14 protein-coding genes are annotated in these 14,283 nt (G+C 65.4%); 10 read left to right on the top strand and 4 right to left on the bottom strand.

The window, feature by feature from the left end; translation table 11 throughout:
* Window position 1 precedes the first annotated feature (1 nt).
* Both BM190_RS24220 and ccoS read left to right on the top strand, forming a co-directional pair.
* On the top strand, window positions 2–2,191 hold the full coding sequence (locus BM190_RS24220) for a cation-translocating P-type ATPase (protein ID WP_092259738.1): 2,190 nt from the start codon (window positions 2–4) through the stop codon (window positions 2,189–2,191).
* Window positions 2,191–2,358, top strand: coding sequence for a cbb3-type cytochrome oxidase assembly protein CcoS (gene ccoS / locus BM190_RS24215; RefSeq protein WP_018322747.1), 168 nt, complete (start codon window positions 2,191–2,193; stop codon window positions 2,356–2,358). The genes BM190_RS24220 and ccoS overlap by 1 nt, the downstream gene beginning before the upstream one ends.
* On the opposite strand, the gene BM190_RS24210 is transcribed toward ccoS, so the two are convergent.
* Window positions 2,355–3,557, bottom strand: coding sequence for an MFS transporter (locus BM190_RS24210; protein WP_092259736.1), 1,203 nt, complete (start codon window positions 3,555–3,557; stop codon window positions 2,355–2,357). The two genes, ccoS and BM190_RS24210, sit on opposite strands and share 4 nt — an antisense overlap.
* Before the next feature lie 81 nt (window positions 3,558–3,638).
* The gene (locus BM190_RS24205; RefSeq protein WP_026202806.1) at window positions 3,639–4,121 is read right to left on the bottom strand and encodes a cupin domain-containing protein; all 483 of its coding nucleotides are present in this window, start codon (window positions 4,119–4,121) and stop codon (window positions 3,639–3,641) included.
* Between the two features lie 13 nt (window positions 4,122–4,134).
* On the opposite strand from BM190_RS24205, the gene BM190_RS40630 reads away from it, so the two are divergent.
* From BM190_RS40630 to BM190_RS24195, 3 genes are all read left to right on the top strand, one after another.
* A complete protein-coding gene (locus tag BM190_RS40630) occupies window positions 4,135–4,311 on the top strand; it encodes a hypothetical protein (RefSeq protein WP_177237262.1) in 177 nt (58 codons plus the stop codon).
* Between the two features lie 48 nt (window positions 4,312–4,359).
* Window positions 4,360–4,644, top strand: coding sequence for a hypothetical protein (locus BM190_RS24200; protein ID WP_026202807.1), 285 nt, complete (start codon window positions 4,360–4,362; stop codon window positions 4,642–4,644).
* An 85-nt stretch (window positions 4,645–4,729) separates the two neighbouring features.
* Window positions 4,730–5,446 carry a peroxiredoxin-like family protein gene (locus tag BM190_RS24195; RefSeq protein WP_092259734.1) on the top strand — a complete coding sequence of 239 codons (717 nt, stop codon included), beginning with the start codon at window positions 4,730–4,732 and terminating at the stop codon, window positions 5,444–5,446.
* 17 nt (window positions 5,447–5,463) lie between these two features.
* On the opposite strand, the gene BM190_RS24190 is transcribed toward BM190_RS24195, so the two are convergent.
* Window positions 5,464–6,345 (bottom strand): LysR family transcriptional regulator, encoded by an 882-nt coding sequence (locus BM190_RS24190; protein ID WP_177237261.1) that lies wholly within the window; start codon window positions 6,343–6,345, stop codon window positions 5,464–5,466.
* A gap of 180 nt (window positions 6,346–6,525) precedes the next feature.
* Here BM190_RS24190 and BM190_RS24185 point away from each other — a divergent pair, with 180 nt between their 5' ends.
* The 3 genes from BM190_RS24185 to BM190_RS24175 all read left to right on the top strand — a co-directional run bounded on the left by BM190_RS24185 (window position 6,526) and on the right by BM190_RS24175 (window position 9,599).
* Window positions 6,526–7,350 carry a 3-hydroxybutyrate dehydrogenase gene (locus BM190_RS24185; protein WP_092259730.1) on the top strand — a complete coding sequence of 275 codons (825 nt, stop codon included), beginning with the start codon at window positions 6,526–6,528 and terminating at the stop codon, window positions 7,348–7,350.
* A gap of 58 nt (window positions 7,351–7,408) precedes the next feature.
* A complete protein-coding gene (locus BM190_RS24180) occupies window positions 7,409–8,557 on the top strand; it encodes a patatin-like phospholipase family protein (protein ID WP_092259969.1) in 1,149 nt (382 codons plus the stop codon).
* Window positions 8,558–8,648: 91 nt separating this feature from the next.
* Complete coding sequence (locus BM190_RS24175; protein ID WP_177237260.1) at window positions 8,649–9,599, top strand: oxygenase MpaB family protein; 951 nt, start codon at window positions 8,649–8,651, stop codon at window positions 9,597–9,599.
* Between the two features lie 200 nt (window positions 9,600–9,799).
* On the opposite strand, the gene glgA is transcribed toward BM190_RS24175, so the two are convergent.
* Window positions 9,800–11,215, bottom strand: coding sequence for a glycogen synthase GlgA (glgA, locus tag BM190_RS24170; RefSeq protein ID WP_092259728.1), 1,416 nt, complete (start codon window positions 11,213–11,215; stop codon window positions 9,800–9,802).
* A gap of 192 nt (window positions 11,216–11,407) precedes the next feature.
* Between glgA and BM190_RS24165 the strand changes: the two genes are divergently transcribed.
* Together BM190_RS24165 and BM190_RS24160 are read left to right on the top strand one after the other, a co-directional pair.
* Window positions 11,408–12,604: a CaiB/BaiF CoA transferase family protein gene (locus BM190_RS24165; RefSeq protein WP_092259726.1), complete on the top strand. Its 1,197-nt coding sequence runs from the start codon at window positions 11,408–11,410 to the stop codon at window positions 12,602–12,604.
* A 131-nt stretch (window positions 12,605–12,735) separates the two neighbouring features.
* Complete coding sequence (locus BM190_RS24160; RefSeq protein ID WP_092259724.1) at window positions 12,736–14,280, top strand: ABC transporter substrate-binding protein; 1,545 nt, start codon at window positions 12,736–12,738, stop codon at window positions 14,278–14,280.
* The last annotated feature ends 3 nt before the right edge of the window (window positions 14,281–14,283 follow it).

Below are 14,283 nucleotides of genomic sequence, written 5' to 3'. Positions count from 1 at the left end.
CATGCACGTCACGCGGGATTTTTCGCACTACGTCCGGGCTGCGGCCGAGGGCGTCCAGCACATCGATCTCGCGGTGGAAGGCGTTCATTGCGCCGGATGCATGGCCAAGATCGAACGCGGCCTGTCCGCCGTTCCTGACGTCACGCTGGCGCGCGTCAACCTCACCGACCGCCGCGTCGCGCTGGAATGGAAGGCTGGCACGCTCGACCCAGGTCGGTTCATCGATCGCCTCGAGGAGCTCGGCTACAAGGCCTATCCGTTCGAGACCGAGAGCGCGGAAGCGTCCGAGGTCGCCGAATCACGTTTCCTGCTACGCTGCCTCGGCGTCGCCGCCTTTGCCACCATGAACGTGATGATGCTGTCGATCCCGGTGTGGTCGGGCAACGTCTCGGACATGCTGCCCGAGCAGCGCGACTTCTTCCACTGGCTGTCGGCGCTGATCGCATTGCCGGCGGCGGCCTATGCCGGCCAGCCGTTCTTTCGCTCGGCCTGGCGTGCGCTGTCGGCGAAGACGACCAACATGGACGTGCCGATCTCGATCGGCGTGATCCTCGCGCTCGGCATGTCTGTAGTCGAGACCATCCACCACGCCGAGCACGCCTATTTCGACGCGGCGATCATGCTGCTGACCTTCCTGCTCGTCGGCCGCTTCCTCGACCAGAACATGCGGCGGCGGACCCGCGCGGTCGCCGGCAATCTCGCGGCGCTGAAGGCGGAGACGGCCGCGAAGTTCGTCGGCTCCGACGAGATCTCGCAGGTGCCGGTGGCCGCGATCCATCCGGGCGACATCGTGCTGCTCAGGCCCGGCGAGCGCTGTGCGGTCGACGGCACCGTGATCGAGGGCCGTTCGGAGATCGACCAGAGCCTGATCACCGGCGAGACGCTCTATGTCACGGCCGGGCAGGGCGCGCCGGTCTATGCGGGCTCGATGAACATCTCCGGCACGTTGCGGGTGCGGGTCTCGGCGGCGTCCGAGGCGACGCTGCTCGCCGAGATCACGCGGCTGCTCGACAACGCGCTGCAGGCGCGCTCGCGCTACATGCGGCTTGCCGACCGTGCTTCGCGTCTCTACGCGCCGGTGGTGCATGCGACCGCGCTTCTGACCATCCTCGGTTGGGTCATCGCCGGCGCGTCCTGGCATGATGCGATCGTGACGGGCGTTGCCGTGCTGATCATCACCTGTCCCTGCGCGCTGGGGCTCGCCATTCCGACCGTGCAGACGGTCGCCTCCGGCGCGATGTTCAAGTCCGGGGTGCTGCTGAATTCCGGCGATGCGATCGAGCGGCTGGCCGAAGCCGACCATGTCATCTTCGACAAGACCGGCACGCTGACGCTGCCCGATCTCGAAGTGATGAATGCCGCCAATATCCCCGCCGACATCTTCGAACTCGCCGGCCGGCTCGCGCTGTCGAGCCATCATCCGGTCGCCGCCGCCGTGGCGCAGGCGGCCGGCGCCAGATCGCCTGTTGTCGGTGCGGTCGAAGAGGCCGGGCAGGGCGTCCGTGCGACCGTGGAGGGCGTCGAGCTTCGCCTCGGCCGCCCCTCCTTCTGCGGTGCCGAGGCGCTGGTTGGGAGCGCCGTTGTCGATCCCGAAGCTTCCATCGTCGCTTTCAGCAAGGGCAGCGAAAGGTTCATCCTCTCGGTCCGCCAGGGCCTGCGTCCGGATGCGCAGGCCGTGATCGCGGCGCTGAAGGCGCGCAACATCGGCATTGAGATTCTCTCCGGCGATCGGGAGCCGGCAGTGATCGCGGCGGCCCATGCGCTGGGCATCGCGGAATGGCGTGCCGGCGTCACGCCGGCCGACAAGATCGCGCGGATCGAGGAATTGAAGCGGCGCGGCGCCAAGGTGCTGATGGTTGGCGACGGCATGAACGACGCGCCTTCGCTGGCGGCAGCCCATGTTTCGATGTCGCCGATTTCGGCGGCGCATTTGAGCCAGGCCACCGCCGATCTCGTCTTCCTCGGCCGGCCGCTGGCACCGGTGGTTGCCGCCATCGACGCCTCGCGCAAGGCGCTGCATCTGATGCGGCAGAATCTCTGGCTTGCGATCGGCTACAACGTGCTCGCGGTGCCGGTTGCGATCAGCGGCGTCGTGACGCCCCTGATCGCGGCGGCGGCCATGAGCGGATCCTCGATCCTGGTGATGCTGAATTCGCTGCGCGCGCGTAGCGCCTCGCGGGAGATCTTGTGATGGAGATCCTGGTCATCCTGGTCCCGCTGGCGCTGATGCTCGGCGGCGCTGGTCTCGTCGCCTTCCTGTGGTCGCTCAGAAGCGGCCAGTACGACGATCTCGACGGCGCCGCCTGGCGCGCCATCGCCGACGACGAACCGCCGCAGGAAGTGCCGGCCAAGCGCTAGCGCTTCAGTTTCAGTGCGAGCAGGCCAGCGGCCGCAAGGGCTATGCCCACGCCAGTCATGCAAGCGTGCCAGCCGAAGGCATCGAACAGTCGGCCGAGCACGGCGGTGCCGACTAGACCCCCACAGAAGTAGCACGCTAGATAGGTGCCGCTGGCGACGCCGCGGTGCTCGGTCGCCGTCTGTCCGACGAAGCCGGTCGCTGCCGCCTGCGCAAAGAAGGTTCCGACCGCGACCAGCACCATCCCGGTGAGCACTTCAGGTAGCCGCCCAGTCAGCATCAGTGGCAGCCCGATGCCGGCAACGGCGAGCGAGCCCCAGATCGTCGGGCGTGCTCCGATGCGTGAGGCAACCCGCCCCGCCAGCAATGTCGTGACGACCGAGGGCAGGAACACCAGGTAGACGAGGCCGAGATCCATCATCCCGAGCGACAGCGGCGGCCGGACCAGAACGAAATTGACGAAGGTGAAGGTGCCGATGAAGGCGAACAGGATGCAGAATCCGATACCGAAGGCCGCGCGCAATCGCGGATTGCGCCAATGCGCCATCGTGGCGGCCAGCGGCGATGCCGCCGGCGCCGCCGCATGCATCGGCGGCACGCGCCTGATCGTGAAGTAGACCAGCACTGCGCCGGCCAGATTGAGCGCTGCGAACAGATAGAAATTCCAGGCGAGGCCCAGGCCGTCGGCAATTGCGGCCGAGATCAGCCGGCCGACGAGGTTGCTGGCGACATTTCCGGTGATGTAGGCGGCAAAGGCGCCGCCGGCGTCCATCGCGCTGCATTGCTCGCCGAGATGAGCCAGTGTCAGCGCGAAGGCCGAGGCCATGCACAGGCCCTGCGCGACGCGCAGGGCGGTGAAGACGGCGAGATTTGGCGCGATCGCCAGCAGGCCGGTCGGGAGCGCCAGCAGCATCAGGCTGAGCAGGATGCCGGTACGGCGGTCGATATGCGGGCTGAGAAAGCCAATCACGAGGCTGGCTGCGGCCATGCCGAACGTGCTGGCGTTGACGGCAAAGCTCATCGCCGCGGGCGTGACGTCGTAATGGCGTGTGAGCGAGGGCAGGATCGCCTGCGTTGCGAAGAGATCGACGACGGTCAGGAACGCAGTGAGGCCGATCACGAGCGAGCGTAGCGCCAGACCCGGCGCCTGCGCCTCCATCGTCATGGCGGCCGGTTTGATCGGCGCGGAAAGATCGGTCATGGCGATTGTCCTGTAGGGATGCGGCGCCCGGGGAAAGTCCGGGCGCCACCTCTCGTAACGAAATGCGATGGGGCCGGTCGGTTACATGTGGTGGTCGTTGGGATCCTTGCGGACATCGCCGACATAGAGAATGACGGTCTCCTTGCCGAGGTTCTTCCACCAATGCGAGGTGCCGTGAACCTCGGGGCGGATGTCGCCGGCCTTGTGCACGATCGGATCGACGCAGTTGGAGGCGTATTCGACGATCTCGCCCTGTTGCACGAAAATGAGAGCGGGGCGGTCGTCATGGCTATGCCAGGGCACGATGCCGCCGGGCTCGATGGTCAGCTTGCGGAAGCGCAGCTCGCGGCCCTCGATATGCGCCGGCTGCTTGCCGAGGTCGATCGCGCCCAGCGTGACGTCGGTCACCCCGACGGGTTTGTAGTCGACCATCTGCTGGGCGTTCGGCTTGATCTTGCCGGCCGGACATTCGCCGGCAACGACCGGCTGCGCCGAGAGCGTCAGCGCGCCGACGATGGCAAGGCCCGGCCAGATCAGACGCGACAAGGCATGGCTCTTGGACATGGAAAGGTCTCCTGTGTTGGCCGCAACCCCGCTGGTCGCCGGCGATGACGGGAGCTTCATCGAGATCGCGTCCATCCTGAAATGCCGGCTTGCTCTCGATGCGATAGCGGCGCGCTATGTCGATGCGCAGCGGCTATCGATCCGATTGGGCAATGGCATTTCCGCTTTCGTAGCATCCGGCGTTCGATGACAGGGCGCCCGATTGGCGGGCGTTCACGTCAATTTGGAGGAGCACCCCATGCCGAAATTGTCCAAGACCCTAATCGCCACCGCCGCGTTTGCGGTCATCGCCACCTCGGCTTTTTCGGAGGCCGCCTGGGACTTCAAGGCCGGGATGGCCTATGTCTATGGCGGCCCCGGCAAGATGTCGGCGATGGCCATGGCGCCGGCCGAGAAGAACCACGAGGCGATGATGAAGAACGCCAAGAAGGTGCCCGACAACACCGTCTTCTTCATGAGCAATGGGTCGATGTACACCACCTCGGGACGGCTCGATCCGACCGGCAATTTCTACGTGAACTGAACGGGCCCTGGCATCGTGGCCGCCCCCTTGCGGGCGGCCGAACCGGGAAACTAATATTCGCCGAAGGGAATGCCGGAGCAGAAAGATGACAGCTCTCTCGCCAGCCGACGCGGAACAGCTCAGGCTTGCCTTCCAGCGCTGCCGCGACATGGACGGTACGCTGAACGATCAGCTCCGCGCCTATGCCGATGCCAGCCGTGAGGTCTTTCCGGCGTATGGTGAGGCCGTCGATCGACTGGTGGCGAGATTGGGCGGGAACGGCGGTGGTGAAACCGCGCCGCGCCCGGGCGATGCGATGCCGCCGTTCATGCTGCCGGACGAGTCCGGGCGTCTCGTCACGTTGCCGTCGCTGCTGGAGCGCGGTCCGCTCGCCGTGATGTTCTTCCGCGGCCATTGGTGTCCCTATTGCCGGCTCAATGTCCGCGCGGTGGTTCAGGCGCTCGATCGCATCGAGGCCATGGGTGCGCAGATCGTTGCAGTGATGCCGGAGACGCAGGAATACACGAGGCAGCTCAAGGCTGAATCCGGCGCGCCGTTTCCGATCCTGACCGATCTCGATAACGGCTATGCGCTGTCGCTCAATCTCGCGATCTGGCTCGGCGCCGAGATCCAGGACCTGTTGTCCTACCAGGACATGGCGAAATTCCACGGCAATGACGGCTGGATGCTGCCGATCCCGGCCGTGTTCGTGGTCGGCCGCGACGGGATCGTGAAGGCCCGCTTCGTCGATCCCGATTTCCGCAAGCGCATGGAGATCGATGATCTGCTCGCAGCGCTAGAGAGCGCGGACAGGGAGAACTGAGCGCTCGCGACACGGGCTTATCCCGCAATCTCCCGCCAGTCGGCGCCGCGCAGCATGCGCATCACGGCGTTGGCGACCGCCGTGCGCTGCCGCCCGGCGACCCCGTAAAGGCTGACGGTGCGGCGGGCGTCGAGCCCGGTGACCGTGGCGCGCGTCAGCGTCTGCGGCAGGGGCGAGGTGTGCGGAATCATGGCGACGCCGATGTCGGCCTCGACCAGCTCGATCACGTCGCGCTCGCTCGAAATCTCGTGGCCATGCTCGATGCCGTGCTCACGCAGGCTGGCGGAGATGCGGCGCGAGTGCTCGCAGAAGGTCCGGCTCAGCAGTTGTTCCGAGCGCAAATCGTCCAGTTCGATGCTGCTGCGTCCGGCCAGCCGATGTCCGTCGCCAACGACGAGCTCGAAGCTCTCAGTGAACAGCGGCCAGGCGTCGAGCCGGTCCCAGGCCTCGTCGATCTCGGCGGCGATGCCGAGCTCGGCCTCGCCCTTCTTCAGGAATTCACCGACCTCGCGGCTCGTCCCGCGCAGGAAGCGCAGTTCGAGCCGGTTGAACTGCCGCCTGATCTCGTTGAGGTGGGGAATGAGCAATGCCAGATCGATCGAATGGGTCAGAGCGATACGGAGCGCGCCGACCTCTCCGCTTTTGAACGAAGAGGCGAGTGAGCGCGCGCCGGCGGCGGCGTCGAAGCATTGCTTCAGGAGCGGATGCATGCGCTGGCCGAGCTCGGTCAGTTGCGCGGCCGGCCGCTCGCGGCGGAACAGGTCGCCGCCAAGCTCGGCCTCGAGCTGCTTGATCGCGCGCGTGAGCGAGGGTTGCGTGACGTTGCACTCCTCCGCCGCGCGCGTGAAATTGAGCAGCTGCGCTACCGCGAGGAAATAGCGGACCTGATGCATTTCCATGGATCGGCTCCCGGCGAAATCGGCCCCAAATCTAACCGATCGGAGCGGGAAATGACATCCCGGCGGCGATAGCGCGGACGTATGGAGTCGGAAGCCAACTGGCATTTCCGTGAAAGGGGATGATCCCGCAGATTTCGCTCCAATCACGGCGCGGTATCGCGCCCAGAAGAGGTCTGGATCATGAATATCCCCATCAAGACGCAGGCGCCCGCTTCGTCACGCGTGCTAGCCGGCAAGGTGGCACTCGTCACGGGCTCGACCAGCGGCATCGGACTCGGCATCGCACGTGCCTTGGCTGCGGCCGGCGCCGATGTCGTGCTGAACGGCCTTGGTGTCGCCAGCGAGATCGGCCGGACGCGTGAGCAGATCGCCGCCGAGTTCGGCGTCAAAGCGAGTTACTCGCCGGCCGACATGACGAGGCCGAAATCGATCGCCGAGATGGTCGCTGCGACGATCGCCCAATCCAGTCGGCTCGACATCCTCGTCAACAATGCCGGCATCCAGCATGTCGCGCCGCTGGACCAGTTTCCGGTCGAGAAATGGGACCAGATTCTCGCGATCAACCTGAGCTCGGCCTTCCACACGACGCGGCTCGCGCTGCCGGCGATGCGCCAGAACGGTTTTGGCCGGATCATCAACATCGCCTCGGCGCATGGCCTGGTTGGCTCACCGTTCAAGGCGGCCTACGTCGCCGCCAAGCACGGCATCGTCGGCCTGACCAAGGTCACGGCGCTGGAGACCGCGGAGGAGGGCATCACCTGCAATGCGGTCTGTCCCGGCTACGTCTATACGCCGCTGGTCGAAGCGCAGATCGACGGGCAGGCCAAGGCGCACGGCATCTCCCGCGATCAGGTGATCCGCGACGTGCTGCTGGCGCAGCAGCCGAACAAGCGTTTTGCCACGGTCGAGGAGCTCGGCGCGCTCGCGGTGTTCCTGTCGACGGATGCGGCGGCTTCGATCACCGGCGTTGCTCTGCCAGTCGACGGCGGCTGGACCGCCCATTGACATGAGCCAGCGCAACAAGTCGAATCTTCAGCCAATGCAAGCTCACCAGGAGCGAGATATGAATGGCACACAGGACAACGCACGAGGCGAGAGCCACGACCTGCCGGGTCAGGTCGTCCTCGTGCTGCAAGGCGGCGGTGCGCTTGGCTCCTATCAGGCGGGTGTCTACCAGGCGCTGCATGAGGCCGGCATCGAGCCGGACTGGGTCATCGGCACCTCGATCGGTGCCATCAATGCGAGCCTCATCGCAGGCAACGCACCGGAGCATCGGGTCGCGCGCTTGAGGGAATTCTGGAAGCGGATGGAGCAGAATCCAGTCTGGGACTGGCGCGCCGCGTTTCCAGGCTTCAATGAGAAGCTGGCCTATTGGTCGACGGTCACTCACGGCATTCCAGGTTTCTTTCGACCCAACCCGCTGGCGCATGCCGGCGATTCCTATCCGCTCGGTGCCGACAATGCGGGCTATTATTCGACTGTACCGCTGGAGAAGACTCTGAGCGAGCTGGTCGATTTCGACCTCGCCAATCGCTGCGCGCCGCGCCTGACGGTCGGTGCGGCCCACGTCGGGACCAGTGAAATGCGCTATTTCGACAGCCGCGACGGCGAACTGACGGTCAAGCATATAATGGCGTCGGGCGCGCTGCCGCCGGCTTTCCCGGCGGTGCGCATCGACGGCGAGCTCTACTGGGACGGCGGCATCCTGTCGAACACGCCGACGGAAGCGGTGTTCGATGACAACCCGCGCAGGGATTCGCTGATCTTCTCCGTGCATTTGTGGAATCCCGTCGGGGCCGAGCCGAGCACCATGGCGGAGGTGCTGAACCGGCACAAGGACGTGCAATATTCCAGCCGCATTTCGAGCCAGATTGCGCGCCAGCAGCAGGCCCATCGTCTGCGTCATGTCATCAACCAGCTCGCGGCACGGCTTTCGGAGGTCGAGCGCAACGATCCTGCTGTGAGGGAGTTGACGAGCTACGGTTGTCCGACCCGCATGCACGTGGTGCGGCTGCTCGCGCCGCAGCTCGAGCGCGAGACCCATACCAAGGATATCGACTTCAGCCCGTCGGGAATCACGCGGCGTTGGCACGCTGGTTATGCGCACACGAAGTCGGTGCTTGCGCGCAAGCCTTGGATCGGCGAATTCGACCCGCTCGCCGGCGTGGTGCTGCACGAGCATATGGAGGAGATGCCGATTGCGGCGGAGTGAGGGCCTTGCGCGTTGTTGTCTGGCGCAGTGACGATTTCCCGGCGGAGCGGTCTGGGCTATTGTTGCGCCGTCTTGGTCGCGAGGCTTGCAATTGGTTGCTGAAAAGGATCTCGAGGCAACGCTCGATCTGGTCCGCGCCAACGCGGCGGGGCCGGTGGCGGGCGTGTTCGGTCCTGAGACGCTGACCTGGCGGATCGACCGGGAGGCCGTCATCTTTCTCGGCGCCGGCCGCGCCTTGTTACTGCAACTGGCGCATCCCTGGGTCGCCGCCGCCATCGCCGAGCATTCGAAAACCCTGGCCGATCCGATCGGCCGCTTCCATCGCACCTTCGATATCGTCTTTGCCATGGTGTTCGGCTCGCTCGACCGTGCCTTGCGCTCGTCCCGGCAGCTGCACCGGCGGCACGGCATGATCGTCGGAGAGATGCCCGATACGGTCGGCCCCTTTGCGGCAGGCTCGCGCTACTGCGCCAACGATATCCCCTCGCTGCGTTGGGTCCATGCGACGCTGGTCGAGACGGCGTTGATGGCGCACGAGCTGGTTCTGCCGCCATTCTCGGTGGAGGAGCGCGAGCGCTACTGGACCGAGAGCCGGATGTTCGGTGCGTTGTTTGGATTGACGGCGGATGATCTGCCCGCGGACTGGGCCGGTTTTACGGCCTACACCGCGGCGATGGCGCAGTCGGACACGCTGACCGTGAGCCCGGCGGCGCGCGAGATCGCGGCGCAGATTTTTGACGGCGCGCGTCCGTGGTTGCGGCCGCCGCGATGGTATCGCGCGCTCACGGCGAGCCTGTTGCCGGAACGATTGCGCGCCGGCTTCGGGTTTGAGCTCGGCGAGCGGGAGGTCAGATCGGCCGACAACGCGCTGCGATGGATCCGGCGCATCTATCCGACATTGCCGGACCGGCTGCGCTATGTCGGCCCCTACCAGGAAGCGCAGGCGCGGCTGCGAGGCGAAGCGCAGCCGGACTGGATGACGCGCTGTCTCAACAGGGCGTGGATCGGGCGGCCGCAAATGGATGTGCGCGGGAGAGGGTGAGGTTCGCCGCCTGTAGCCCCGTCATCCTGAGGTGCGAATGGCGCGATGCAAAAGCATCGCGCCGGGAGCCTCGAAGGATGCACGGCCCCGCTGCTGCAGCCGGGCCGTCGCCCTTCGAGGGCCGCTGAAGAAGCGGCCACCTCAGGGTGACGGGGAGAGATAAGCCTCGCAATGACCGAGCGTGCGGAAGCGCCTCTGCCTCACACCGAAGCCAGCTTCCGGTACAGCGCGCTGTAGCTCCCCGCCGAGATGCTCCAGGAGAACGACCGTCCCATGGCGCTGCGGCGCATGGTGTCGAGCTGGTCCTGGGCCATGAAAGCGGAGAAAGCCCGGCGGACACCGCCAAGGAAGGACTCGCGCGAGGGCCTCGAGAACAGGAAGCCGGTCTCGCCGTCGGTGATGGTTTCGGCAAGGCCGCCGGTCTGGTGACCGATCGGCAGCGAGCCGAAGCGCTGGGCGTACATCTGGCTGAGCCCGCACGGCTCGAAGCGCGAGGGCATCAGGGTGAAATCGCTGCCGGCGAAGATGCGGCGTGCCTGGGCGTCGTTAAAGCCGATCACCACGCCGATGGCATCTGGTCGGCGGCGATGCGCGTCGATCAGAGCCTGCTCCAGCGCCGGCTCGCCGGAGCCGGTGACCACGATCTGCCCGCCGGCATCGACGATCTCGTCGGCCGCCGACAGCACGAGGTCGATGCCCTTCTGATGCACGAGACGCGCGACGATGCCGAACATCGGGCCGCGCGACACCGCTAAGCCGAACTGCTTGCGGACGTAATCCGCATTGGCCCTCTTGCCGACCCAGTCGCCGGCGCCGAACTGCTGGGCGAGCTGGGCGCAGGAGCGCGGGTCCCAGCTCTCGTCGATGCCGTTGAGGATGCCGGTGAGCTCGGATGCGTCCGAGCGCAGGCGGAGCAGGCCCTCCAGGCCGCAGCCGAACTCGGCCGTGGTGATCTCGCGCGCATAGGTGCCGCTCACGGTGGTGAGGTGCGAGGCGTAGACGAGGCCGGCCTTGAGGAAGGAGAGCTGGTCGTAGAACTCGACGCCGTCGATGTGGAAAGAGCTTTCCGGTGCGCCGATCCGCCGCAACGAGTCCTTCGGGAAGAGGCCCTGGTAGGCGAGGTTGTGAATGGTCAGGATCGAGGGCAGCTTGGAGCCGCGCCAGGCGAGATAGGCCGGCACGAGCGAGGCCTGCCAGTCATTGGCATGGATCAGGTCTGCTGCCCAATTCTTGTCCAGCTTGCCCATGGCCAGCTCAGCGGCGGCCGAGGCAAAGCGCGCGAAGCGGACGTCGTTGTCCGGCCAGTCACGCCCGGACTCGTCGCCATAGGGGTTACCGGGCCTGTCGTAGAGTTGCGAGCAGAGCAGCACGTAGACCGGCAGGCCGTCCTTGGTCGCTGCCCGTCCGAGCGAGCAGGCCGGCATCTCCGCGAAGGCCGGGCAGCGCCCAACGATCTGAATATGCGTGAGTTGCTCGATGATGTCGCGATAGCCGGGCAGCATGATCCGGATATCGGCAAAGGAGCGAAGGGCGCGGGGCAGCGCAGCGGACACGGCTCCAAGGCCGCCGACGCGGACGAAGTCGTCCAACTCCGTGGTGACGAACAAGACCCTCAAGAACAGCTGCCCTCTGTCGATCCCGTTCGCTGCTATGCAAGAACGGGTCCAGTTGTCCGGGAATTCTTAAAGCCCGCCTACGCGGCGCATCGGTTCGGTAAACACTTTCCTACTCGGCCGCCGCCCTCTAGGGTCGCCGCATCAACAACAGAGAACTTCGAGAGTTCCTAAGACCCAAGGACGTGAGCAGGCATGCAGCTAGCAGATAAGCATGAGGGGACGACGACAAAAGCCTTCGCGGGGCTCAGGGTCCTGGATTTTTCGACCACCATCGCCGGTCCTCACTGCGCGCGGATGCTTGCCGACATGGGCGCCGAGGTCATCAAGATCGAGACCGACGGCGGGGAGACGATGCGGACCCGGCCGCCGCTGCGCAAGGGGTGCAGCACCGCGTTCGGCCAGCTCAATGTCGGCAAGAAGAGCGTCGTGCTCGACCTCAAGTCCGAGGACGGCAAGGAGGCGGTGCGCCGGCTGGCCGCGACATCAGACATCCTGGTCGAGAACTTTCGCCCCGGCGTGATGCACCGACTGCGGCTCGACTACGATAGGCTGCGCACCGTCAATCCGAGGCTGATCTATTGCTCGATCTCAGGCTACGGGCAGACCGGCCCCTCGGCCGAGCTGCCGGCTTATGCTCCGGTGATCCATGCGGCCTCCGGCTACGATATGGCGCATCTGGCCTACCAGCCCGGCCGCAATCGCCCTGATTATTGCGGCATCTATCACGCCGACGTCGTCACCGGCACCTATGGCTTCGGCGCGATCGCGTCCGCGCTCTATCAGCGGACCGTGACCGGCCTCGGCCAGCACATCGACGTGTCGATGCTGGAATCGATGCTGTCACTGACGCTGACCGAATTGCAGAGCGCACAATTCGCCGTGAAGCCACCGCCGCGCCCGATGTTCGGCCCGACCGAGACGGCAAGCGGCTATGTCATGATCACGGTCGCCAGCGAGAAGACGTTCCAGGGATTGATGGGCGTGATCGGTCACCCCGAATGGATCTCCGATCCGCGCTTTGCGACCTATGCCGCGCGCCGCGAGAATTGGGCGGAGGTGATGGACGGCGTCGAAGCCTGGTCGCGGGAACTCACGACCGATGCGTGTCTCGCAGCGCTAGGGGCTGCCGGCGTGCCGGCGTCGGCCTATCGCACCGTGTCCGAGGCGCTGGCCGATCCGCAGCTCGCGCACCGGCAGGCGCTCTCCGAGGTGCGGGACGAGGGCGGCTCCTTTCAGGTGCTCAACCTGCCATTCCGGATGTCGGGTGCCGATATCACGCCGGCCAAGACGATGGCCGTGCTCGGCGAGCATACGGATGCGCTGCGCGAGGAGATCAGCCTCGCTGATGATGCATCAATTCCGACAGGCAAAACTGCCGCGACAGGCTGAGCACCATTACGCCGCACGTGCGGCGTGTGATCTGTCGCGCGTTCCTCTTGCCGTGGCGAGCTTTTGTCGCCAATCTCGTCCTCAGTCATTCAACGATCCGAAACATCGGACGAGGGATCCCGGGAGGAACCATGACGAACATCGCTGCCGCAGCGCGCAAGCACGCGCCGATTTTCCTTGTTGCGGCATTTGCCCTCCTTCCGCTGGCCGGGCCGGTGCAGGCACAGAAGCCGGGCGGCAGCATCACAGTCGGCCAGGAGCTGGAGATTGCGGGCTTCGATCCGCTCAAGGTCGGTGTCTACGATACCTCCACCTTCACCGCGGCCGCCGCGATCTTCGATACGCTGACCACGCTCGACGACAAGGGCGAAGCCGCGCCAAAGCTTGCGATGTCCTGGACTCATTCCGACGATTACAAGAGCTGGACCTTCAAGCTGCGCCAGGGCGTGACATTCCACGACGGCACGCCGTTCAATGCGCAGGCCTTCAAGGAGAATTTCGACCGACAGAAGGACCCCGCCAACAAGTGCCGCTGTGCCTTCTACATCACCAACGTCAAGGAGGTGCTGGCGTCGGACGAAACCACCGTTGTCTTCAATCTGACCGATCCCTCGGTGAACTGGCCGGCGGTGATCACAATCCAGAGCTCCAACAACGTCATTCATTCGCCGACCGCGTGGAAGACCAAGGGTGACGACTACAATCGCAATCCCGTCGGCACTGGTCCCTACATCCTGAAATCGTGGACCGCAGGCGACCGCATGGTGCTGGAGAAGAATCCCAATTACTGGGACAAGGGCCGGCCCTATCTCGATCGCATCATCCTGAAGCCGCTGCCCGATGCACAGTCGCGCTTCGCCTCGCTGCAATCGGGCGAGGCCGACATCATCTGGGACGACGAGAACGACGCCGACAACATCATGAGGGCGCAGAAGGACTCCAAGCTCACGGTGCACACCTACAAGGGCTCGGGCGCCCAGGTCTACGCCTTCAACACCAAGGTCGCGCCGTTCGACGATGTCCGCGTGCGTCAGGCGCTGGTGATGGCGCTCGACCGCCCGAAAATGTCGCAGGCGATCAGCAACGGCCTGAGCCGGCCCGCGACCAATCCCTATGGCGATGGCTCCTGGGTCAAATGCAAGGACGACGGCGCGCTGCCGTTCGACGTCGAGAAGGCCAAGGCGCTGATCAAGGAGTACGGCAAGCCGGTCGAGTTCAAGATGCTGGTGACCGCGACGCCGCGCGGCCGCATGATCGGCCAGGTGCTCCAGCAATTCTGGAAGCGCGTCGGCGCCAACATGGAGATCGAGCAGGTCGATCAGGCCACCATTCCCTCGCGCGCCTTTACACGCCAGTTCCAGATGACGCCATGGCGCATCGTCGATCTCGCCGATCCCGACCCGCAGATGTACGCGAATTTTCGCAGCGGCAGCCCGCTGGCACTGGCCGGTTTCTCGAACCCGGAGCTCGACAAGCTGCTGGACCACGCGCGCGTCACCGCCGACCTTGGGCAACGCACCGAGGATTACTGCGCCATCAGCCGCCTGATCAACAAGGAGGCAATCTGGTTCTGGACCTTCCAGAATACTTACTACGCGCTATCGAGCGCTAAGCTGAAGGGCTTCCCAAAGATCTACAATGGCGTGATCGACGTTTCGACGACTTGGCTGGAATGATGG

The organism is Bradyrhizobium sp. Rc3b (assembly GCF_900114915.1).
Taxonomy (GTDB): domain Bacteria; phylum Pseudomonadota; class Alphaproteobacteria; order Rhizobiales; family Xanthobacteraceae; genus Bradyrhizobium.
The sequence above is the reverse complement of the archived record's forward strand: the minus strand, read 5'-3'. Positions and strand labels throughout refer to the sequence as shown.

Bases quoted from the DNA above. Each gene is read 5' to 3' on its own strand.
- BM190_RS24220 (WP_092259738.1), top strand. From the start codon at position 2: ATGCACGTCACGCGGGATTTTTCGCACTACGTCCGGGCTGCGGCCGAG.
- ccoS (WP_018322747.1), top strand. From the start codon at position 2,191: ATGGAGATCCTGGTCATCCTGGTCCCGCTGGCGCTGATGCTCGGCGGC.
- BM190_RS24210 (WP_092259736.1), bottom strand. From the start codon at position 3,557: ATGACCGATCTTTCCGCGCCGATCAAACCGGCCGCCATGACGATGGAG.
- BM190_RS24205 (WP_026202806.1), bottom strand. From the start codon at position 4,121: ATGTCCAAGAGCCATGCCTTGTCGCGTCTGATCTGGCCGGGCCTTGCC.
- BM190_RS24200 (WP_026202807.1), top strand. From the start codon at position 4,360: ATGCCGAAATTGTCCAAGACCCTAATCGCCACCGCCGCGTTTGCGGTC.
- BM190_RS24195 (WP_092259734.1), top strand. From the start codon at position 4,730: ATGACAGCTCTCTCGCCAGCCGACGCGGAACAGCTCAGGCTTGCCTTC.
- BM190_RS24190 (WP_177237261.1), bottom strand. From the start codon at position 6,345: ATGGAAATGCATCAGGTCCGCTATTTCCTCGCGGTAGCGCAGCTGCTC.
- BM190_RS24185 (WP_092259730.1), top strand. From the start codon at position 6,526: ATGAATATCCCCATCAAGACGCAGGCGCCCGCTTCGTCACGCGTGCTA.
- BM190_RS24180 (WP_092259969.1), top strand. From the start codon at position 7,409: ATGAATGGCACACAGGACAACGCACGAGGCGAGAGCCACGACCTGCCG.
- BM190_RS24165 (WP_092259726.1), top strand. From the start codon at position 11,408: ATGCAGCTAGCAGATAAGCATGAGGGGACGACGACAAAAGCCTTCGCG.
- BM190_RS24160 (WP_092259724.1), top strand. From the start codon at position 12,736: ATGACGAACATCGCTGCCGCAGCGCGCAAGCACGCGCCGATTTTCCTT.